Genomic DNA, 20,512 nt, shown 5'->3' on the forward strand with positions numbered 1-20,512 from the left:
TCACTGTACGACGAACCGTCGAACCAGGACCAACAGCGTCGAAAGATGCTCGGGGGCCCTACGGCGCGCCGTCGTCGTCGAGCGCCCGGCGGAGCCGGTCCTTCAGCTCGCCGGAGACGCTGGCGGGCGCGCCGAGGTGGGTGCGCAGCCCGCGAACCGTCGCCGCAAACTCCCCACCGAACCGCGCGCAGCCCTCGCACGCGCGCAGGTGGTCCTCGACGCGCCCTCGCTCCTCCGCCGGAAGGTCGCCGTCGACGTAGTCGGAGAGCCGCGCGAGGACGTCGCTGCAGGAGAGCCCCGCGATCACCTTCTCGTTCTCGATCGTCACGGCAGCACCTCCGAGAGCGCGCGGCCGAGGCGCTCCTCGACGCGGGCCTTGAGCTCGAGCCGCGCCCGGTGGAGTCGACTCTTCATCGCGGTGAGGTCGATGGATAGCGCCGCCGCGGTCTCGGCGCCCGACAGCCCCTCGACATCCCGGAGCAGCAGCACCTCCCGCGCCGCCGCGGGTAGCGACGCGAGCGCCTGCTCGAGGGCGGCGCCGGCCTGCAGCGCCGCGACCCGCGCCTCGGGCGCATCGGCTCCGGGGAGATCGGCGGCGGCTTCGACGGGCGCGTGCTGCTCCGGTTCGCCCGCACGCCGGCGCGCGCGCCGGCGGCAGCAGTGGAGCACGATCTGGAAGAGCCAGGTGCGCGCGCTGGCGTCGCCGCGAAACGTCCCGGCGCCGCGCCACGCCGCGAGGAGCCCGTCCTGCAGCGCGTCGGCGGCTTCCACCTCCGTCCCGCAGCTGCGCGTCGCGAAGCGAAGGAGCGCGCCGCCGTGGCGCGCGACCAGGGCGTCGAACGCGGCGCGGTCGCGCGCCGCGCTCCGGCGGATCAGCTCCTCGTCACTGGTGTCCGTCGGCGCGCCGAGCATCGTTCCTTCCGTTGCGAGTCCCGCGGACGCGGAAAGGATTCGCGAGCGCCAGAAGCGCCGGCCCGCGAATCCTCCGGCGGGCGGCGGCACTCTCCGGTGCAGGAGGTCGTAAACATGATGAACGAAGGCATTCTGGACCGGACCATCCGCGTGGTGGTCGGGCTCGCGCTCCTCTCCCTCACCGTCGCCGGCCCCCGCCCGCTCATCGGGCTCATCGGCGTCATCCCGCTTCTCACCGGGCTCGTCGGGTTCTGCCCGCTGTACCGACTCTTCGGCCTCAGCACCTGCCCGATGCCCAAGGTGTCGACGCGTAGCTGATCCCGCGGCGACCGGACAGGGCTCCGGCTCATCGCCGGAGCCCCTCTCTCTCGTGGAAGATCAGGATCAGCCGGCGCCGCTCACGGCGTGATCCGCTCCATCATCCGCGCGAACGGGATGGTCTCGCGGACGTGGTGGAGGCCGCAGATCCACGCGACGCAGCGCTCGACGCCCATGCCGAACCCCGCGTGCGGCACCGTCCCGTAGCGGCGGAGGTCGAGGTACCACTCGAACGCCTCCTTCGGGAGCTGGTGCTGCGCGATGGCGGCCTCGAGCGTCTCGAGCGAGCTCTCGCGCTCGCCCCCGCCGATGATCTCGCCGTACCCTTCGGGCGCGAGCACGTCGCAGCCGAGCGCGACCTTCGGATCCGTCGGGTCCTTCTTGAAGTAGAAGGCCTTCATCTCCGCCGGGTAGCGGTGGACCATCACCGGGCGGTCGTACTGCTTCGCGATGACCGTCTCCTCGTCGCCGCCGATGTCGTCGCCCCACTTCATCGGGTGACCGGCCTTCTGCAGCACCTCGACCGCCTCCGTGTACGTGATGCGCGGGAACGGCGGCTTCACGCTCTCGAGCTTCGAGACGTCGCGCTCGAGGACGGCCGCGAGCTCCTTGCGATGCTTCGCGAGGGCCGTCTGGACGACGTGCGAGACGAACTCCTCCATGAGCTGCATGTCGCCGTCGAGGTCCATGAAGGCGACCTCGGGCTCGACCATCCAGAACTCGGTCAGGTGGCGGCGCGTCTTCGACTTCTCGGCGCGGAAGGTCGGGCCGAAGCAGTAGACCTTCCCGAGCGCCATGGCCGCGGCCTCCATGTACAGCTGGCCGGACTGCGTCAGGTACGCCTTGCCGAGATCGAAGTAGGGGACCTCGAAGAGCGTGGAGGTCCCCTCGCAGGCGGAGGGCGTGAAGATCGGCGCGTCGACGAGCGTGAAGCCGCGCGCGTCGAAGAAGTCGCGGATCGCCTTCTCGACCGTGTGCCGCACGCGCAGGATCACCTGCTGCCGCTGCGACCGGAGCCAGAGGTGCCGCTGCTCCATGAGGAACGCGACGCCGTGCTCCTTGTGTCCGATCGGGTACTCCTGCGCCGGGAGGGAGACGACCTTCAGGTCGCGGACGTCGAGCTCGAACCCGATGGGCGAGCGGTCGTCCTTCTTCACGAGCCCGGTGACGGTGAGGCTCGTCTCCTGGGGCAGGTGGTCGGCCTCGCGGAACACCTCCGGCGTCACGTTCCCCTTGAACACGACGCACTGGATGGTGCCCGTGCCGTCGCGCACCTGCAGGAAGTGGAGCTTCCCGGACGAGCGGCGGTTGTACAGCCAGCCGTGGAGGGTGACCTCCTTCCCCTCGTGCTGGGCGATGTCGGCGATGTGGACGGGCGGGAACATGCGGTGGGCTCCGTGGGCTTCGGGGCGCTCTGGCGGCGGGCACTATAACCGAACGCCCGGCGGCCGGCGGGGCCTCGCGGCGTGGCGCGGACGGGGGCGCCGTTCCTCACGAAGGGCAGACGAACACCCCGACGTCCGGTAATATCGCCGCCCCTTATGGCGATGAACGAGCGTTACGAGCCGCAGTCGATCGAGCCACGCTGGCAGTCGCGCTGGGAGGGGGCGGGCGCCTTCCACGCCGGCCGCCGCCCCGACGCCGAGAAGCGCTACGTGCTCGAGATGTTCCCCTATCCCTCCGGCGCGATGCACATGGGGCACGCGCGCGTCTACACCATCGGCGACGCGCTCGCGCGCTACCTGCGCATGCGCGGCCACGACGTGCTGCACCCCATCGGCTTCGACGCGCTCGGCCTCCCCGCCGAGAACGCCGCCATCAAGGACGGACGCCACCCGGCCGAGCGGACGCGCGAGAACATCGTCGCCTTCCGCGCCGAGATGAAGAAGCTCGGCTACGCGTTCGACTGGGACCGCGAGGTCGTCACCGCCGACCCGTCCTACTATCGCTGGAACCAGTGGTTCTTCCTGAAGATGCTCGAGCGCGGGATCGTCTACCGGCGCGAGGGGAAGGCCAACTGGTGCACCGGCTGCGCGACGGTCATCGCGAACGAGCAGGTGGTCGAGGACAACCGCTGCGAGCGCTGCGGCTCGCCGGTGGTGGAGAAGGTGATCCCGGAGTGGGCCTTCCGCATCACCGCCTTCGCCCAGGACCTGCTCGACGGGCTCGACGGGCTCACGGAGTGGCCCGAGCGCATCATCACGATGCAGCGCAACTGGATCGGCAAGAGCGTCGGCGCTGAGGTGGATTTCGCGGTGCCGGGGCAGGGGCCGATCAAGGTCTTCACCACGCGTGTCGACACGATCCACGGCTGCACCTACGTGGTCCTCGCGCCCGAGCACCCGCTCGTCGAGCGGCTCACGCGCCCCGAGCGGCAGGCGGAGGTGCGCGCCTTCGTCGAGCGCATGCGCAAGACCGACGCCGCGGAGCGGACCGGCGAGGCGGCGCCGAAGGAGGGCGTCTTCACCGGCGCGCACGCGGTGAACCCGTACACCGGCGAGGAGGTCCCGGTCTGGATCGCGAACTTCGTGCTCGCCGAGTACGGGACGGGCGCGGTTATGAGCGTGCCGGCGCACGACCAGCGTGACTTCGAGTTCGCGCGCAAGTACGGGCTGCCCATCCGCGTGGTCATCCAGCCGGCCCGGGGCGAGCGGCTCCCCGCGGGCGACGCGCTGACCGAGGCGTACACGGCCGACGGGGTGCTCGAGGCGTCCGGCGACGCGTCCGGGCTCGACAGCGCGGCGGCGCGCGAGAAGCTCGCCGCCGAGGCGAAGACGCGCGGCTTCGGCCAGGCCACGGTTCGCTGGCACCTGCGCGACTGGGGCTTCTCGCGCCAGCGCTACTGGGGGACGCCGATCCCCATCGTCTACTGCCCCGACCACGGTGCCGTGCCGGTCCCCGAGGATCAGCTCCCGGTGACGCTGCCGGCGGAGGCGCTCATCACCGGCACCGGCGAGCCGCCGCTCGCGAAGGTGCCGTCGTTCGTGAACACCACCTGCCCGCGCTGCGGCAAGCCCGCCCGGCGCGAGGTGGACACGATGGACACGTTCGTAGACTCGTCCTGGTACTACGCGCGCTACCTCTCGCCGAAGGACGACACGCGGCCGTTCGATCCCGCCGAGGCGAAGCGCTGGCTCCCCGTCGACGTGTACGTCGGCGGCCCCGAGCACGCCGTGATGCACCTGCTGTACTTCCGCTTCTGGCACCGGGTGATGCACCAGCTCGGGCTCGTCCAGGAGGACGAGCCGGTGAAGCGGCTCGTCACGCAGGGCATCGTGAACGGCCCGGACGGCCGCAAGATGTCGAAGCGCTGGGGCAACGTCGTCGCCCCGGGCCCCATGGTCGCGCGGTTCGGCGCGGACACGGTCCGGCTCTTCATGCTGTTCGCCGCGCCCCCGGAGAAGGACATCGACTGGTCGGACGAGCAGGTCGACGGCCTGTTCCGGTTCCTCTCGCGGGTGTGGCGCATCTTCCACGCGCGGCAGGAGTGCTTCCGCGCGCCCGAGGCCGCGCTCGCGCAGGCGCAGGGTGACTTCCTCGAGCTCCGCCGCAAGACGCACCGCACGATCAAGCGCGTCACCGACGGGCTCCAGGGCGATCTCAAGTTCAACACGAGCATCGCCGCGCTGATGGAGCTCGTGAACGCGCTCTACGCGCTCGAGCCGGGCGCCGATCCGGAGCGGGCCGCCGTGCGCGAGGCGCTCCTCGCGGTCGCGACGCTGCTCGCGCCCTTCGCGCCGCACGCGGCCGAGGAGCTCTGGCACGAGGTGCTCGGCCCGTCGGTGCGCGAGGAGCTGCTCGCGGAGCACCCGTGGCCCACCTTCGACCCCGCGCTCGTCGCGGCGGACGTGGTCACGATCGCCGTCCAGGTGAACGGCAAGCTTCGCGGTGAGGTGCAGGCGCCCGTCGCCGCCGCGGAGGCCGAGGTCCGCGCGCTCGCGGAGGGCGAGGAGCGGGTGAGGGCGCACCTCGACGGCAAGACGATCCGCAAGGTCGTCTTCGTCCCGAAGCGGCTGATCAACTTTGTGGTGGGGTAGCCGATGAGGCTGGCTACCCCCCCACACCCCCCCGGCGCGCTCCGGGGCGGCCTCAGCCGGCCGCCCCTGCGCTTGCGCTGGCGACACGAGGTGCGGCAGGGGTCGCCGATGCGGCCGGCAGCCTCCCCACGCGGAGCCCGACCGCCCGCGGGCCTGGCGGCGCTCGCGCTGGTGCTCGCGCTGTCCGGCTGCGGCTACGGCTTCGAGAACCGCTACGTCGCGAAGGGCGGCGCGGAGCGCGTCCACGTCCAGCCGTTCGAGAACCTCTCGACGGAGGCGTCGCTCGGGGCTGAGCTGACGGCGGCGCTGCGGGACGAGCTCGCGCGCCGCGGCGCCTCGGCGGGGCCCGGCGCGCCTGCGGAGATCGTCGGAGAGGTGCGCGCGACCGCGCCCGGGACGTCCTCGCCGGACGGCTCCACCTGGCGCATCGGGGTGGTGGTGAAGGCGCGCCTCGTCGTGGACGGCGCGACCGTGTCGGAGCGGACGGTGCGGCGCGACGCCGACTACCTCGCGGGCGTGTCGGCGCTCGACGCGCAGGGTCGTCGCGTGAACGACGCGCTCGAGACGGAGGGGCGCCGCGCGCTCGCGCTCCGCCGGGTGGCGGGCGACGCGGCGCGCGACCTCCTCCGCGCGTTCGAGCGGTAGCTCCGCCTACTTCGCGGCGGCGGCCTTGGCGGCCGCCTTCGCGAGCCGCGAGATCTTCCGCGACGCCGCGTTCTTGTGCACGACGCCCTTCGACGTCGCCTTCTCCAGCGCGCGGGCCGCGGCCTTGAACGTGTCGCGGGCAGCGTTGGCGTCACCCTGGGTGATCGCCTCGCGCGCCTTCTTCACGGCGCTCTTCACGCCGGTGCGGACCTGGACGTTGCGGGCGCGGCGCTTCTGCGCCTGACGGTTTCGCTTCTCGGCCGATGCGGTATTCGCCAAGCTGACCTCTGTGCTCTATAGGGGTACGAGGGCGCGCTATCTACCGTCCATCGCGAGCGACGTCAAGGGGTTATGACCGCTCGGCTGCGCGGCGTCGCGCAGGCCGGCGCGCAGCGACCGTTCGCCTCGACCGCGGGCGTGCTCCGCGGCCCCTACGGCCATGCGGTCCCGCGGCCCATTCGCGCCGCATGCCCTAGGGCGGCGCGGCAGAGCGCAGCGGCGGTCGCACGCGCCCTTCTCCTGCAACCACCCGCGCATTACCCGAACGGCTGTCCCACGTCGGGTGCGGGTCTGGGAGACACAGGGGGAGGAGAGTTATCCACCGGCGGCGAAGAAGCGGGAATCCTCGCGGGTCACTTGACTCCCGGATGTGGACGTTCGTGGGTGTGTCCAAGGACAAGCGACCGGAATCACACAGGTTCGCGACCGCCGCAAAATGCAGCAGAGCCCGCCGCACCCGCGAAAATCCGCCTTCCGAGGGGGCTGCCCACAGACTTATCCACGTTCTTTCCCCAAACCCTGTGGCGGCTCGGTGACGGCCGGATCGGCTGGCGATTTCGCCTTGGCCTCCAAGATCTTCGCCTCGTTCCAGAGGGCGTCCATCTCGTCGAGGGAGGCGCCGCCGTGGGGCACGCCGCGGCGCGCGAGCTCGCGCTCGATGTGGGAAAAGCGCGCTATGAAGCGAGCGACCGTCCCCCGAAGGGCCTCCTCTGCAGGTATCCCGAGCTTGCGGGACAGGTTCGCGGCGGCGAAGAGGACGTCCCCCAGCTCGTGCTCGATCGCGTCGCGGTCGCCCGAGGCGATCGCCTGGTCGAGCTCGCCGATCTCCTCCGAGAGCTTCTCTCTCGCGCCGCCCGCGTCCGGCCAGTCGAAGCCGACGCGGCTCGCCTTCTCGGTGAGCCGGTCCGCGCGGGCGAGCGCCGGCATCTCCCGCGGCACGCCCTCGAGCACGCTCTCGCCGCGCCCCTTCGCGCGCTTCTCCTCGCGCTTCAGCGCCGCCCACTGCCGGAGCACGTCGTCCGCGTCCTTCACCGCGACGTCGCCGAACACGTGAGGGTGGCGCGACACGAGCTTGTTCGAGATGGCGTTCGCGACGTCTGCGAAGTCGAACTGGCCCTGCTCGCGCGTGAGCTGCGCCTGGAACACGATCTGGAGGAGGAGGTCGCCGAGCTCCTCACAGTGCTCCCGGGCGTCGCCCGCGTCGATCGCCTCGAGCACCTCGTACGTCTCCTCGAGCACGTAAGGCCGGAGGCTCCGCAGCGTCTGCTCGCGATCCCACGGGCAGCCTCCGGGTCCGCGTAGCCGCTCCATGATCCCGAGGAGACGTTCGATCGCATCGGTGGCGCGCGACATGGTCGCGTCTTCTTAGCCCAGGAGCGGGCGTGCTAGCATCCCGTTCTCGCGTGGCCCACCGCGGATCGCCCATCCTCCTCGTCGCGCTCCTCTCGCTCGCCGCGCCGGTCCTCGCCGCCGCGCAGCTCGCGCCCCCGAGGCTCGTCGTGGAGGGGGAGGAGACGGCCGAGGAGGCCGTGCCCACGCTGGTGCCGCCCGCGCCCGCCGCTGCGCGGCCTGCCGGAGGCGGGACGCTCTCCACTCCCGGAGCGGCCGGCTCGGCGCAGCGGTCCCCGCCCGTCCCGGCCGACGTGCCGCCCTCCGACGCGTCCGTCCGCCCCGGCCCGAGCGCCGCTCCGCCCCCTGCGTCGGAGGTGCGCCTGCCGCCGGCGGAGCGCGCGCGGCGCATCGTGCCCGTCTCGACCACCTACGCCCAGCTCATGCGGCGCTGGGCGGAGCGGCGGGACGCGCTCCGCGACGGAGATCCCGCCCGCGCCGACGCGGCGGCCGAGGCGCTGCTCGGCGCGCAGCGCGAGCTCGGGATCGAGAACCTCGTCCCGCTCGCGGTCGCCGAGACGCGCGCCGTCTCGCGCGCGCTCGCGTCGGACCTCGTCGCCGAGGCCGTGGCCCACGCCCAGCTCGCGGTCGCGCTCGCGCCGGACCTGCCGGACGCGCACCTCGCGCTCGCGCTCGCGCGGCTCGCCGAGGCGCCGGGCCGGGCCGCGCCCGTCGCGGGCGCGCTGCGCGACACCGCGGTCGCCGCCGCCCGCGATCCGCAGACGCGGCGCGCGTTCCTGGCCGACGTCCTCGCGGCGGCGCTCGCGGCGGCGATCACGAGCGCCGTCGCGGTGCTCGTCCTCCTGCTGGCGCGACGCCTCCCCCTGCTCGTCCACGACTTCCATCACCTCCCGCTCGTGCGCGGGACCGCGCGCGTCCAGGCCGGCTTCCTCGCGATCGTCCTGCTCCTGGCGCCGCTCGCGTTCGGGCTCGGGCCCCTCGTCGCGCTCGCGGTGCTGGCGCTCGCCGCCTGGCCCTACCTCGCGCGCGCGGAGCGCGCCGTGGCGACCGCGGCGCTCGCGGCCCTGCTCGCGGTGCCGTGGGCCTCCGGGGCGGCGGCGCGCGCGACCGCCTGGACCGGCACGCTCGCGGAGCGGGTCCAGGCGGTGGAGCACGGGGCGGCCTCCGACGAGGACGCCGCCGCGCTCGAGGCGGCCGCCGGCGAGCCCGCCCCGGCGGTGGTCCACGCCGCCCTGGGGAGGTTCGCGAAGCGGCGCGGCGACCTCGCCGGTGCGCTCCGGCACTACCGCGCGGCGGCCGCCGCCGACGAGCGCGCTCCGGAGCTCTCGGTGAACCTCGGCAACGCGCTGTTCCTCGCGGGCGATCTCGAGGGCGCGCGGGCCGCGTACCTCGCCGCGTCGGACCGCGCGGCGGGCGACCCGCTCGTGCAGGGCGCCGCGAGCTACGGGCTCTCGAAGCTCTACCTGCGCACCGCGGAGATGGACCGCAGCGCGGCCGCCCGCGAGAAGGCGGAGGCGCAGGCCGGCGCGTTCCTGCGGGCGCGCGGCTCGGACGACGACTTCTCGGCGAACCGCTGGCTCGTCGATCTGCCCATCCCGGAGGGCCGCCTCGCGGCGCTCGCGAACGCCGACGGGGCCGCGGGGCGCGTGCGCGCGTGGGCGGAGGCGCGGCTCGCCGGGACGCTCCCGCGCGCGGCGCTCCCCTGGGCGGGGGTCGGGTTCCTCGCGGCGCTGTGGCTCCTCTCGGCGCTCGCCCCGCGCCTCGGCCCCTCGCGCGCGTGCGAGGGCTGCGGCGGGGCCGCGTGCCGCCGCTGCGGGCCTGCGTCGGACGTCCGCTGCGGCCAGTGCGTGAACGCCTTCGAGCGGCGCGGCCTCGTCGACGCCCGCGACCGGCTCCGCAAGGAGGCGCAGATCCGGCGCCACGCCCGCCTCTCCGCGCTCTCGGCCCGCATCCTCGCGCTCGTGGGCGGCGGCGCGGGCCCGCTCTGGAGCGGCGCGCCGGTGCGCGGGGCGCTGCTCCTCCTCGCGCTCCTGTTCCTCGGGTTCGTGGTCTGGTTCTGGCGCGGCGTCCTGCCCCCGCCCGAGGCGACGCCCTGGGTGCTCGCGGGCAAGCTCGCCGTCGCGGCGCCGCTCGCGCTCCTCGCGTGGGGGCTCGCGGTGCGCGACGCGTTCCGCCGCACGCGCTGAGGGAGACGGCGATGGCGCTCACCGGGACCCTCAAGGACTTCGGCATCGCGGAGATCCTCCAGCTCATCGGCCAGCAGGCCAAGACGGGCGTGCTCCACCTTCGCGGGAGCGGCGACGAGATCCGCATCGCCCTCGCCGACGGCTGCGTCGTCCACGCCGAGTCGGCGGGCCGCAAGTCGCGCGAGCGCCTCGGGACCCTGCTCGTCCGCGCCGGGCTCGTGAGCCCGGACGGCCTCCAGCACGCGCTCGAGGTCCAGAAGCGCAGCCTGCGCCGGCTCGGCGACGTCCTCGTCGAGGAGGGGCTCGTCTCGACGGCGGCGCTGAAGGAGATGACGGCGCTGCAGACCACCGAGACGGTCTACCGGCTCTTCCACTGGAAGAGCGGGACGTACGCGTTCGAGCCGGGCGAGGTGGAGTGGGACCGCGCGACCGTCACGCCGCTCCGCGCCGAGTCGGTCCTGATGGAGGGGTTCCGCCAGGTCGACGAGTGGCCGATGATCCGCAAGCGGATCACCTCCACCGCGATGACGTTCGAGCGGCTCCGGCCGCTCGGCGCCGAGCGCGGGGCCGGCGCGGGCTCCGCGCCCGCCGGCGGCGACGACGTGGACGCGGCGTTCGACGCGTTCGGCGAGGAGCCCGTCGAGCGGAAGGGCGAGTTCGCGAGCCTGGGCCCGAACGAGCGGCGCGTCCACGCGCTCGCCGAGCCGGGGCGGCCCGTCGAGGAGATCGTCGACCTCTCGCGCCTGGGCGAGTTCGAGACGTGCAAGGCGCTCCTCGCCCTCGTGAACCTCGGCTACCTGGCGCCGATCGCCCCGGCGCGCCGGACCTCCGCCGTGGGCGTGTACGGGCGGGAAGGGTGGGGCAGCCGCCTGCGCCGCGCCGCGGTCCGCGTGGTCGCGACGGTGGCCCTCGCCGCGGCGCTCGCCGGGATCGCGACCTGGGTCGACGCGCGCGGCCTCGCCGCGCAGGCGAGCGCCGAGGTGGCGGACGACGCCGGCCGGCGGTTCCTCGCGCGCGCCCAGGCGTCCCGGCTGCGGAGCGCGCTCGAGATCTACCGCGTGGAGCGCGGCGAGTACCCGCCGTCCCTCTCCGCCCTCGTGGAGGCGGACCTCGCCTCCGCGCGCGATCTTCGCCACCCGTGGCCGGTCGAGTGGTACTACCGCCGGACGGCCGAGGGCCGCTTCGTGCTCCTGCCCCCCGTGGAGTAGCCGCCTCCTCCGCGTGCCGGCCGGGGCCGCGGCGGTTATCGTGCGATCGAGGACCGCGACGTACAAACGCGCGGCCCCGGAGGAGACGCTTGGTTCAGACCGCGGCGGAACCGCTGAAGACGGCACGGCTCGACTTCCCGGACAACGACAAGGTTCGCGCGCTCTGCGGCGCGCACAGCGAGCACCTGAAGCTCATCGAGCGCCGCCTCGGCGTGCAGCTCGGCCTGCGCGGCGGACAGATCGTGGTGGCGGCGCCGGAGGAGGCGCGCGTGAAGGTGGCCGAGGGGCTCGTGCGCGAGCTGTACGGGCTCGTCGAGGACGGCTATCCCCTCTACCTCGAGGACGTCGACCAGGCCACGAAGCTCGCCGGCCAGGGCGTGCCGCTCAAGGAGGTCTTCGGCGACACCGTCTTCGTCTCCTCGCGCCACCGGATCATCACGCCGAAGGGGCTCGCGCAGAAGCGCTACATCCAGGCGATCCGCGATCACGACATCGTGTTCGGCATCGGCCCCGCCGGCACCGGCAAGACCTACCTCGCCATGGCGATGGCGGTGTCGTTCCTCGTGGAGCGCAAGGTGAAGCGCATCGTGCTCACGCGGCCGGCGGTGGAGGCGGGCGAGAAGCTCGGCTTCCTGCCCGGAGACATCGCGGAGAAGGTGAACCCGTACCTGCGCCCGCTCCACGACGCCCTGTTCGACATGGTGGACTACGAGAAGGCGACGGCCTTCATGGAGCGCGGGACGGTCGAGGTCGCGCCGCTCGCGTTCATGCGCGGCCGCACCCTCAACGACGCATTCATCATCCTCGACGAGGCGCAGAACACGACCGAGGAGCAGATGAAGATGTTCCTCACGCGCCTCGGCTACGGCTCGAAGGCGGTCGTCACCGGCGACGTCACGCAGGTGGACCTGCCGTCCGGGCGCGGCTCGGGGCTCATCGAGGTCCAGAAGGTGCTGCGCGGCGTGGAGGGCGTCGGCTTCTGCCAGTTCAGCGAGGTGGACGTGGTCCGCCACCCGCTCGTGCAGGAGGTGGTCCGCGCCTACGACGTGTTCGAGGCGGAGCGGCGCGCGCGCGCCGAGGCGGCGAAGGCGGAGCGGGAGCGGCCCACCGCGCCGGCCCAGGCGCAGCCGGCCGGGAACGCCGACCGGACGGGCGCCGGCGAGTAGGACCCCGGGCGGGGGAAGCCTACCGGGGGCCTGGAAGGTTCCATCGGGGACACCGGACCCGGTTGCCAGGGGGCTCCCCCGGTGCGAGGCTGCGCGCCTGTGCCCGAACCGACCGAAGTCTCCACGACCCAGCCGCCCGTGCAGGCTGCCGCCGGGCCGCTCGCCGAGCGGCGCGTCGACTGGCTCGGGCGCATCATGCGCCTCGGGCTCGTCCTCCTCATCGCGACTGCCGCAGGGCTCCTGCTCGCGCCGTTCGCCGCGCACCGGCTCCCGGGCCCCGACGCGCTGGGCTCCCCGGCGCCGGTCACCATCAAGGCGGATCGGGACTACGACATCGTGGACGCGGAGGCGACCGCGCGCCGCCGCGCCGAGGCCGCCGCCGCCGAGCGGACGGTCTACGACCACGACTCCGGCGCCGCCGACGAGGCGGTCGCCCGCATCCACGCCGCGTTCGAGCTCATGCGGGGCGAGGAGGCCGCCCTCCGCGACACGCCCGCCGCCCGCGACGCCCGCGAGCTGGAGCGGCGCTACGCCGCCCAGCGCGACGCGTTCGTCTCGCGGCTCCAGGTGCTCGTCCGCGACGAGGACGTGGCGGCCCTCACGCAGGCCCGGTTCTCCGAGGCGGTCGAGCACGATCTGGCGGCGCTCGCGCAGAAGGGGCTCGAGGGGCTCGTCGTCGAGGACGCGAAGCTCCTCCCCGCGGGGCGGGACCCGGCCTTCGCGCTGCGCACCTTCGGCGACGGCGCGCTGCGCGGAGAGCGCACGCTCTCCGACGTCTCCCTGGTCCGCACCGTGGAGAAGGCGCGCGAGGAGGTCGCGCGGACCGCGGCGGCGCGGCTCCAGCACGAGCCGCCTGCCCTGCGCGCCGCCATCGCGCGGCTCTCGACGGCCATGGTCCGGCCGACCCTCGTCCACAACCAGGCCGAGACGGAGCGGCGGAAGTCGGAGGCCGCCGCCCGCGTGAAGCCGGTCGTCATCCCGGTGAAGCGGGGCGAGAAGATCATCGGCGACGGGGAGCGGATCGAGGCGCGGCACCTCGTCGTGCTCGACGGGATGCGCGCGCAGCGCCAGGACGAGGACATCACGCACGTCCGCCTGGGCGGCGGCGCGCTCGTCGGCCTCCTCGTCGTCCTGCTCTGGGGCTACGCGCGCCGGAACTTCCCGGGCTTCCGCCCCGCGCGCCGCGACGCGATCCTCATGGCGGGTCTCCTCCTCGGGACCCTGGCGCTGGGGTTCCTCGGCTTCACCGTCGCGGACGCGCTCCACGAGCGGTTCCCGCTCCTGCCGCGGCCGTCGCTGCACTACCTCGTGCCGTTCGCGGCGGGCGCCATGATCGTGCGGCAGGTGCTCGCCGCGGAGACCGCGCTCCTCTTCTCGCTCGCGGCGGGGCTCTCGGCGGGGCTCCTCGCCGGGCAGTCGATGTCGTTCGCCGTCTACGCGACGCTCACCTCGCTCGCGGCCGCGGGGCTCGTGCCGGGGAGCCGCGACCGGGCGGGCCTGTTCCGCGCGGGCCTCGCCGTGGGCGTCGTCGGCGTCGCCGTGACCGTCGCGATCGGCCTCCACGGGGGGAAGGGCGCGGCGGAGATCCTGGTCGCCGCCGGCGCCGCCCTGGCCGGCGGGGCGCTGCTCTTGCCCGTCGCCGTGGTGGGGATCCTGCCCGCCGTCGAGGGGCTCTTCGGCTACGTCACCGACGTGAAGCTCCTCGAGCTCGCGAACCTGAACCACCCCGCGCTGAAGGAGCTCATCGTCCAGGCGCCGGGGACGTACCACCACGCGATCCTGATGGGCTCGATGGTGGAGGCGGCGGCGCAGGCCATCGGCGCGAACCCCCTGCTCGCCAAGGTGTGCGCCTACTACCACGACCTCGGGAAGATCCGGAACCCGGTCTACTTCGCCGAGAACCAGCGCGGCGAGAACCGCCACGACGCCCTCGCGCCCAGCATGAGCGCGCTCATCATCAAGCGGCACGTGACGGACGGCCTCGAGCTCGCGCGCCAGTGGCGGCTCCCCAAGGTGGTCGCGGACGCGATCCCGCAGCACCAGGGGACGCGGCTCGTCGGCTACTTCTGGGCGCGCGCGCTGAAGATGGCCGCCGAGGGGCGGGGGGCCCCGCCGGACGAGGCGCTCTTCCGCTACGCGGGGCCGAAGCCGCAGAGCCGCGAGGCGGCGCTCGTCATGATCGCCGACTCCTGCGAGGCCTCGTCGCGCGCGCTGCCCGAGCCCACCGAGGCGGCGCTGCGGGCGCTCGTGTCGAAGCGGGTGAACGAGATCTTCAGCGAGGGCCAGCTCGACGAGTGCGAGCTCACCCTCCGCGACCTCAACGCGATCGCGGGCGCGATGGTGAGCGCCCTCGAGGCCATCTACCACACGCGGCCGGCGTACCCGGCGCGCTCCGGCGAGGAGCCGAGCACGCCGCCCGCCATCCAGGTCGTCTCCCGCCCGTGACCGTCCGGCTCGCCACCGAGCACCCGCGCGGGCGCGCCGCCGCGCGCCGCCTGCGCGCCCGCGCCGCCGCCTACCTCGCCGCCGTCGGGCGCGGCGAGGCGGAGCTCTCCGTCCTCCTCGTCACGGACCGGCGCATCCGGATCCTCAACCGGGAGTGGCGCGGCAAGGACGCGGCCACCGACGTGCTGTCGTTCCCGCAGAGCGAGCCGCCGGGGAATGGGCCGCTCCTGGGCGACGTGGTAATCTCGCTCGACACCGCCGCCCGGAGGGCGCGCCAGGAGCGGCGGGCGGTCGGCGCGGAGCTCGACCGTTACCTCGCACACGGGCTCCTCCACCTGCTCGGTTACGACCACGAGCGGCCCGCCGACGCGAGGCGCATGGCGCGCAAGGAGGCGGAGCTCGCGCGCGCCGAGGGGCTCGTCGGCGCGGCGCTCCGGGAGGGCGGCCGGCCCACGCGCGGCGCCCCGGAGACCGAGACTTCATGGACCCGTTCGCCGACATCGACCTCGACTCAGAGTCGGTCTGGCTCGACGGCGCGTGGTACACGCGCGAGGACCTCGCGCACCGCATCAAGGAGATGATCGAGGCCGGTGACTTCCGCGTCTCGCGGCCGAGCCAGGCGCTCGAGCGGCTGGAGGCGGCCCTCGCCCAGGCGCGCATCGTCACCGTCCGCATGCCGGCCGATCTCGCGGACGCGGTGGGCACGACCGCCACGCGGCTCGGTCGCCCGGTCGGTCACCTCGTGCGCGAGGCGGTCGCCTACTACCTCGCCGCCGCGGCCGCCTACGTCGCCGGGCAGGACGCGCCCGCCGCCGCACCCGAGGACGAGCCCGCGGAGGCGAGCGGGCGGCGTCGCTAGGCCACGAGTTGCGCCGCGCCGCCCGGCGCGGCAAGAACAACCTCGATCGCACGGATCCCGATGAAGCGCGCTCTCCCGTACCTCGCCGCGGTGGCCTCCGGCGCCGCCCTGGCGCTCGCCTTGCCGCTCGTCGTCCCGTTCCTCTCCATCCGGCAGGTGGATCCCGCGGGCTGGCTCGAGCCCGTGGCGTGGTTCGCGCTCGTGCCCGCGCTGCTCGCGCTCCGGGGGGCGCCCTCGGCGCGCGCCGCGGCCCTCCGCGGCCTCGTGGCCGGCCTCGGCTACTTCTACGTCGCCATCTACTGGGTCTCGAACGCCATGACCGAGTTCGGGGGGCTCTCCCTCGGGCTTTCGTTCGTCGCGCTCACGCTGCTCGTGCTCTACATGGCCGCCCACTGGGCGGCGGCGTTCGCCGTCGCCTGGACGATCCGGGCGCGGCTCGGCTGGCCGCTCCACCTGCACCTCCCGCTCGTGTGGGCCGCGTTCGAGCTGTCGCGGAACTACCTGTTCTCCGGCTTCCCGTGGGCGAACGTCGGCTACACGCAGGTGCGGACCCTGCCCGTGGCCCAGCTCGCCGCGCTGGCCGGCGTCTACGCCCTCGCGGCGGTGGTGGTGCTCGTGAACGCGGTGATCGCCGAGGCGATCGCCGCGCGCCGCGAGGGGCGGCCCCTGCCGCGCCGGGCGGTGGTCGCGACGGCGGCCCTGCTCGCCCTGGTCGTGGCGCACGGCGAGCTCAGGCTGCGCCACGTGCGGGCGCGGATGGCCGAGGCGCCGAAGCTCACCGTCGGGATCGTCCAGCCGAACGTGAACCAGTCGGTGAAGAACCGGGCGCGCGACAACTTCGACTACATCCTCGACCGCCTCGTCCCCCTCACCGTCGAGGCGGACCGCCGCGGCGCGGATCTCGTCGCCTGGCCGGAGTCGGCGTACCCGATGTACCTCTCGCCCGGGGTGCGCTCGCTCGCGCTGCCCGGCTACGAGCTGCCGGTCCTGTCGCACGCGCACCTGCTCCTGGGCGCCGCGACCATCGAGCGGCTGCGCGGGGAGGGCGGCGAGCGCGTCTCGCGCGTGGGCAACGTGAACCTGCTCCTCACGCCGCGGCTCGAGGTCCTCGGCGGCTACCAGAAGCACCACCTGGTGCCCTTCGGCGAGTACGTCCCGCTCCAGGAGTGGCTGCCGTTCCTGAAGCAGGTCGTGCCGAGCTTCGCGCCTTCCGCGCCGGGAGCGGAGCTCGCGGTCCTCGCGTTCCCCGCGCCGGGCGGGCAGGCGGTGCCCGACCCCGCGCCGGAGGGGCGCAGCGCCGGCGCCGCGCTGGGCCTCGTCGCGCCCGCGCGCGCGGCGGAGCCGGCCGCGCCGGGCGACTCGGTGCGCCTCGCCCCCATGATCTGCTTCGACGCCATCTTCCCCGAGATCAACGTCGCCTTCGCGCGCCAGCCGCTCGAGCCGGAGCTGCTCGTGAACTCCACGAACGACGCCTGGTACGGCTACTCGTCGGGGCCGTACCAGTTCCTCGACATCGTGCGGATGCGGGCGATCGAGGCGGGCAAGGCCGTCGTGCGGCCCGCCTACGCCGGCGTCTCGGCGGTGCTCCTCCCCACCGGCGAGCTCGCGCCGGGCGCGCTGGAGATCGGGCCCGTCGATCTCGATCGCGCCCCCCATCCCGACGAGCCCGCGCGCCTCCTCCTCGCCGAGGTCCCGCGCTTGCGCGGGCGCACCCCCTACACTACAGTCGGCGACCTCTTCGCCTACGCGAGCGCGCTCTTCACCGTGGCGGCGCTCGCGGCCGCGCTCCGCGCCGGCCGTCGCCCCGCGCGGACGTAGCGAGACGCCCGAGGACACCCATGGCCGGACCGACGAACGAACGCATCGCGGAGCTCACCCGTCGCCTGGAGGCGCTCCGGGGGTCGCTTTGACGTCGACCGCAAGCAGCGGCGGGTCGAGGAGATCTCCAAGCTCTCCGAGGACGGCGCGTTCTGGTCGGACGCCGCCAAGGCGCAGGCGCTCCTCAAGGAGAAGGCCCAGCTCGAGGCGGTGACGGGGGGCTATGGCCGCGTGCGCCGCGGGCTCGACGACGCGGAGGCGCTCGCCGAGCTCGCCGAGGAGGCGCGCGACGAGGCCACCCGCGCCGAGGCGGCGCAGCACTGCGAGGTCGTGGCGAAGGACCTCGAGGCCCTCGAGTTCCAGCGGATGCTCTCCGGGGAGCACGACCGCGCCGGCGCGATCGTCGAGGTGAAGAGCGGCGCGGGCGGCGTCGAGGCCATGGACTGGGCCGCGATGCTGTACCGGATGTACATGCGCTACTGCGAGCGTCGAGGCTGGGCGGTCGAGCCCGCCGACCTCGTGGCGGGCGAGGAGGCCGGCATCTCGCAGGCCTCCTTCATCGCGCGCGGCGACTTCGCCTACGGCTTCATGAAGGCGGAGCGCGGCGTGCACCGGCTCGTCCGGATCAGCCCCTTCGACCAGGCCGCGCGCCGGCAGACGAGCTTCGCGGCGGTGGACGTGACGCCGGAGATCGACGACGACATCGTCGTCGACATCAAGGAGGCGGACGTCCGGGTGGACACCTACCGCTCCTCGGGCGCGGGCGGGCAGAAGGTGAACAAGACCGACTCGGCGGTCCGCCTCACGCACATCCCGACCGGGCTCGTCGTCGCGGTCCAGAACGAGCGCTCGCAGCAGAAGAACCGCAACGTCGCCTGGAAGATCCTGCGCGCGAAGCTCTACGACCTCGAGGAGAAGAAGCGCGCCGAGGCCCGCGACGTCGTCGAGGCGGCCAAGAAGGACATCGACTTCGGCTCGCAGATCCGCAGCTACGTCCTGCAGCCGTACCGGATGGTGAAGGATCTCCGGACCGGCGTGGAGACGGGCAAGGTGGACGACGTGCTGGACGGCGACCTCGACGGCTTCATCCAGCCCTACCTGCTGGGCGTGAGGCGCACGGATCGTCCGGTGGACGACTAGGTCAGGGCGCCGCGGCGGCCGTCCTCGCCCGTCGCGCCGGCGGGTTCGCGCCGCGGGATCCGAGAGCTCCCGGTGCGGCCCCGGGCGGCGCGGCTACTGCGGGGAATAGACGATCGGCTGGCGCGCCAGCACGAAGCGGTCGATCGCGTCGACCGCCCAGCCCGGCAGGTTGAAGAGCTTCACGCCGCAGCCGGTCGGCTGGCGGCCGATGGTCGCGCTCTTCTCGCGGACGAACGCGACCTCGCCCTCGAGGTCGATCCGGCGCCCGTCGGCGAGGCCGAGCCTCACCTGGAGCCGCGTGCCGGTGGGGGGCGGCATGGCCGTGGCGATGAAGACGCCGCCCGAGTCCACCCGCCGCGTCGGCCCGACGTAGAAGTTGTGCTCCGAGACGAGGCTCACCGTCACCTCGACGCGGGTCGGGACGGGGCGCGAGCGCGGCTCGTCCACGAGCTCCTCGTCGATGAGCGCCATCAGATCGACGGGGCTCGTGCGCGGGCGTGGCGCCGCGAGGGGCCCCGCCGCGTCGGCGAGGGAGTGCGTGGGCGCTGGCGCCGGCGCCGGGCGCTGGGCGGGCGAGGGGGACGACACGGCGCCGGGCGGGACCGCGCCGATGGTCCGCTCCACCACGACGAGCGGGCGGGAGAGCACCTCCGCGCGGGCCAGCGCGCGCTCGGCGCCCGCCACCGCGGCGAGCGGCTCGACCACCTCCCGCGAGGGCGCCACCATCACGACGCGCACCCCGACCTTGGCGGTGTTCGCCGCGGTGGAGAGCGCGGGCCCCCAGCTCCCGTCGGGCGCGGCGGGCAGGAGCAGCACGAGCACGTGCGGCGCGACCGCGCGCACGATCGCCTCCAGCTCGGCGGGGCCGGGCATGCAGTGGATCGCGTAGCCCGCCCGCTCGAGGTGCAGGTGGAGCGCGATCGAGACGTCCGCGTCCGAGCCGACCACGAGGACGCGCGACGCCGCTGGTGCGGCGAGGGTCACGCGGTGCGGCCCCCCGTCTCCATCAGGATCCGCCGCTCCAGGTCGGCGCGGTTCGTGGCGTTCGCGAGCGCGCTGTCGAGCGAGATGTGCTTCGACTCGTGGAGCCGGTACAGGTACTGGTCGAAGCTGTTCATCCCGAGATCCGAGCCGGCGGTCTCCATGTAGCTCTTGAGCTCGGTGATCTTGGAGCGGTCGCGGATGAGCTCGCGGACCGTGCTCGTCGCGAGCAGCGCCTCCACCGCGGGGATGAGGCCCGCCGCGTCGGCGCGCATGAGGAGCCGCAGCGCCACCACCGCCTGGAGGTTGTCGGCGAGCCGGGCGCGCACCGTGTCCTGCTCCTCGGCCGGGAACAGCCCGACGAGCCGGTTCACCGCGCGGGGGACGTCGGGGGTGTGGAGGGAGGTGATGACGAGGTGGCCGGTCTCGGCGGCCTTCAGGCAGATGTCGGCCGCCTCGCGGTCGCGCAGCTCGCCCACCATGATGATGTCGGGGTCCTGCCGGAGCGCGGCGCGCAGCGCGTCGGTGTAGCTCGCGGTGTCCGAGCCGACCTCGCGCTGGATGACGAGCCCCTTCCCGCCGGGGAAGATGAACTCGATGGGATCCTCCACCGTCACGACGTGGAGCCGCTCCTGCTGGATGATGAAGTTGATGAGCGCGGCGATCGTGGTGGACTTCCCGTTCCCGGTCGCGCCGGTGACGCAGACGAGCCCGCGCCGCGCCTCCGCGATCGTGCGGACCACGGGCGGCAGGTTCAGCGTCTCGAAGTCGGGGATCTGGAACGGGATGGTGCGCATCACCGCGCCCCAGCTCCCGCGCTGCTTGAAGATCGAGGCGCGGAAGCGGGAGACGCCGGGCAGGGAGTAGCTGCGGTCCACCTCGCGGAAGTCGAGGGGCGTGAACCCCGAGCCGGGCGCCCCCAGGACGAAGTTCGCGATCGCCTCCGTGTCGGCGTGCGTGAGGGGCGGATACTTCGCGGCGAGCAGCTCGCCGAACACGCGGTACGTCGGCGGGTAGCCGACCTCGAAGTGGACGTCGCTCGCCTGCCGCTTCACCGCGAGCTGCAGGAACGAATGGAACATCTCCTCGCTGAGCGGACCCTGGCCATCCATGGCGGGCGAGTCTACCCGCGCCCCGGGCGAGCGGCCAATCGCGTGCTCGCGGAAGA

At 73.9% G+C, this 20,512-nt stretch carries 18 protein-coding genes; 11 read left to right on the top strand and 7 right to left on the bottom strand.

The genetic code is table 11. From position 1 onward, the window contains the following. Positions 1 to 58: 58 nt before the first annotated feature. Positions 59 to 328, bottom strand: coding sequence for an anti-sigma factor (locus MNY60_RS12380; RefSeq protein WP_242336928.1), 270 nt, complete (start codon positions 326 to 328; stop codon positions 59 to 61). Continuing rightward, positions 325 to 912, bottom strand: a complete 588-nt coding sequence (locus MNY60_RS12385; protein WP_242336931.1) for an RNA polymerase sigma factor — start codon at positions 910 to 912, stop codon at positions 325 to 327. Before MNY60_RS12385 ends, MNY60_RS12380 begins: the two co-directional genes overlap by 4 nt. A 114-nt stretch (positions 913 to 1,026) precedes the next feature. On the opposite strand from MNY60_RS12385, the gene MNY60_RS12390 reads away from it, so the two are divergent. Then, on the top strand, positions 1,027 to 1,230 hold the full coding sequence (locus MNY60_RS12390) for a DUF2892 domain-containing protein (protein ID WP_242360694.1): 204 nt from the start codon (positions 1,027 to 1,029) through the stop codon (positions 1,228 to 1,230). A gap of 80 nt (positions 1,231 to 1,310) precedes the next feature. On the opposite strand, the gene asnS is transcribed toward MNY60_RS12390, so the two are convergent. Further along, positions 1,311 to 2,615 (bottom strand): asparagine--tRNA ligase, encoded by a 1,305-nt coding sequence (asnS, locus tag MNY60_RS12395; RefSeq protein WP_242336938.1) that lies wholly within the window; start codon positions 2,613 to 2,615, stop codon positions 1,311 to 1,313. Between the two features lie 156 nt (positions 2,616 to 2,771). Here asnS and leuS point away from each other — a divergent pair, with 156 nt between their 5' ends. Then, complete coding sequence (gene leuS, locus MNY60_RS12400; protein WP_242336941.1) at positions 2,772 to 5,267, top strand: leucine--tRNA ligase; 2,496 nt, start codon at positions 2,772 to 2,774, stop codon at positions 5,265 to 5,267. A gap of 171 nt (positions 5,268 to 5,438) precedes the next feature. Then, positions 5,439 to 5,912, top strand: coding sequence for an LPS assembly lipoprotein LptE (gene lptE, locus MNY60_RS12405; protein ID WP_242336944.1), 474 nt, complete (start codon positions 5,439 to 5,441; stop codon positions 5,910 to 5,912). A gap of 6 nt (positions 5,913 to 5,918) precedes the next feature. Here lptE and rpsT read toward each other — a convergent pair whose 3' ends face one another. Next, on the bottom strand, positions 5,919 to 6,191 hold the full coding sequence (gene rpsT, locus MNY60_RS12410) for a 30S ribosomal protein S20 (protein ID WP_242336947.1): 273 nt from the start codon (positions 6,189 to 6,191) through the stop codon (positions 5,919 to 5,921). 495 nt (positions 6,192 to 6,686) lie between these two features. Then, a complete protein-coding gene (gene mazG / locus MNY60_RS12415) occupies positions 6,687 to 7,544 on the bottom strand; it encodes a nucleoside triphosphate pyrophosphohydrolase (RefSeq protein ID WP_242336950.1) in 858 nt (285 codons plus the stop codon). A gap of 50 nt (positions 7,545 to 7,594) precedes the next feature. Between mazG and MNY60_RS12420 the strand changes: the two genes are divergently transcribed. The 8 genes from MNY60_RS12420 to prfB all read left to right on the top strand — a co-directional run bounded on the left by MNY60_RS12420 (position 7,595) and on the right by prfB (position 18,363). Continuing rightward, positions 7,595 to 9,727: a tetratricopeptide repeat protein gene (locus tag MNY60_RS12420; protein WP_242336954.1), complete on the top strand. Its 2,133-nt coding sequence runs from the start codon at positions 7,595 to 7,597 to the stop codon at positions 9,725 to 9,727. Positions 9,728 to 9,738: 11 nt separating this feature from the next. Further along, positions 9,739 to 10,935: a DUF4388 domain-containing protein gene (locus tag MNY60_RS12425; RefSeq protein ID WP_242356310.1), complete on the top strand. Its 1,197-nt coding sequence runs from the start codon at positions 9,739 to 9,741 to the stop codon at positions 10,933 to 10,935. A gap of 89 nt (positions 10,936 to 11,024) precedes the next feature. Next, positions 11,025 to 12,101, top strand: a complete 1,077-nt coding sequence (locus MNY60_RS12430) for a PhoH family protein (RefSeq protein WP_242336960.1) — start codon at positions 11,025 to 11,027, stop codon at positions 12,099 to 12,101. Positions 12,102 to 12,200: 99 nt separating this feature from the next. Further along, positions 12,201 to 14,546 carry an HD family phosphohydrolase gene (locus tag MNY60_RS12435; protein ID WP_242336963.1) on the top strand — a complete coding sequence of 782 codons (2,346 nt, stop codon included), beginning with the start codon at positions 12,201 to 12,203 and terminating at the stop codon, positions 14,544 to 14,546. Further along, entirely contained in the window at positions 14,543 to 15,127 is a 585-nt protein-coding gene (gene ybeY / locus MNY60_RS12440; RefSeq protein WP_242336966.1) for an rRNA maturation RNase YbeY, read from the top strand. Before MNY60_RS12435 ends, ybeY begins: the two co-directional genes overlap by 4 nt. Next, on the top strand, positions 15,028 to 15,405 hold the full coding sequence (locus MNY60_RS12445; RefSeq protein WP_242356311.1) for a hypothetical protein: 378 nt from the start codon (positions 15,028 to 15,030) through the stop codon (positions 15,403 to 15,405). Before ybeY ends, MNY60_RS12445 begins: the two co-directional genes overlap by 100 nt. Before the next feature lie 60 nt (positions 15,406 to 15,465). After that, positions 15,466 to 17,223, top strand: a complete 1,758-nt coding sequence (gene lnt / locus MNY60_RS12450; RefSeq protein ID WP_242336973.1) for an apolipoprotein N-acyltransferase — start codon at positions 15,466 to 15,468, stop codon at positions 17,221 to 17,223. 20 nt (positions 17,224 to 17,243) lie between these two features. Beyond that, a protein-coding gene (gene prfB / locus MNY60_RS12455) for a peptide chain release factor 2 (RefSeq protein ID WP_242336976.1) occupies positions 17,244 to 18,363 on the top strand; the annotation gives its coding sequence in 2 pieces (ribosomal slippage) (positions 17,244 to 17,312 and positions 17,314 to 18,363; 1,119 coding nt in all). Positions 18,364 to 18,456: 93 nt separating this feature from the next. Here the strand turns inward: prfB and MNY60_RS24280 are convergent. Together MNY60_RS24280 and MNY60_RS12465 are read right to left on the bottom strand one after the other, a co-directional pair. Next, positions 18,457 to 19,347, bottom strand: coding sequence for a PilZ domain-containing protein (locus tag MNY60_RS24280; protein ID WP_242336979.1), 891 nt, complete (start codon positions 19,345 to 19,347; stop codon positions 18,457 to 18,459). Then, positions 19,344 to 20,456 carry a type IV pilus twitching motility protein PilT gene (locus MNY60_RS12465; protein ID WP_242336982.1) on the bottom strand — a complete coding sequence of 371 codons (1,113 nt, stop codon included), beginning with the start codon at positions 20,454 to 20,456 and terminating at the stop codon, positions 19,344 to 19,346. The genes MNY60_RS24280 and MNY60_RS12465 overlap by 4 nt, the downstream gene beginning before the upstream one ends. Positions 20,457 to 20,512 lie beyond the last annotated feature (56 nt).

It is taken from the genome of Anaeromyxobacter sp. SG17 (genome assembly GCF_022690695.1).
Taxonomy (GTDB): domain Bacteria; phylum Myxococcota; class Myxococcia; order Myxococcales; family Anaeromyxobacteraceae; genus Anaeromyxobacter; species Anaeromyxobacter soli.

Bases quoted from the DNA above. Each gene is read 5' to 3' on its own strand.
- MNY60_RS12385 (WP_242336931.1), bottom strand. From the start codon at position 912: ATGCTCGGCGCGCCGACGGACACCAGTGACGAGGAGCTGATCCGCCGG.
- MNY60_RS12390 (WP_242360694.1), top strand. From the start codon at position 1,027: ATGATGAACGAAGGCATTCTGGACCGGACCATCCGCGTGGTGGTCGGG.
- asnS (WP_242336938.1), bottom strand. From the start codon at position 2,615: ATGTTCCCGCCCGTCCACATCGCCGACATCGCCCAGCACGAGGGGAAG.
- leuS (WP_242336941.1), top strand. From the start codon at position 2,772: ATGGCGATGAACGAGCGTTACGAGCCGCAGTCGATCGAGCCACGCTGG.
- mazG (WP_242336950.1), bottom strand. From the start codon at position 7,544: ATGTCGCGCGCCACCGATGCGATCGAACGTCTCCTCGGGATCATGGAG.
- MNY60_RS12425 (WP_242356310.1), top strand. From the start codon at position 9,739: ATGGCGCTCACCGGGACCCTCAAGGACTTCGGCATCGCGGAGATCCTC.
- MNY60_RS12445 (WP_242356311.1), top strand. From the start codon at position 15,028: ATGGACCCGTTCGCCGACATCGACCTCGACTCAGAGTCGGTCTGGCTC.
- lnt (WP_242336973.1), top strand. From the start codon at position 15,466: ATGAAGCGCGCTCTCCCGTACCTCGCCGCGGTGGCCTCCGGCGCCGCC.
- MNY60_RS12465 (WP_242336982.1), bottom strand. From the start codon at position 20,456: ATGGATGGCCAGGGTCCGCTCAGCGAGGAGATGTTCCATTCGTTCCTG.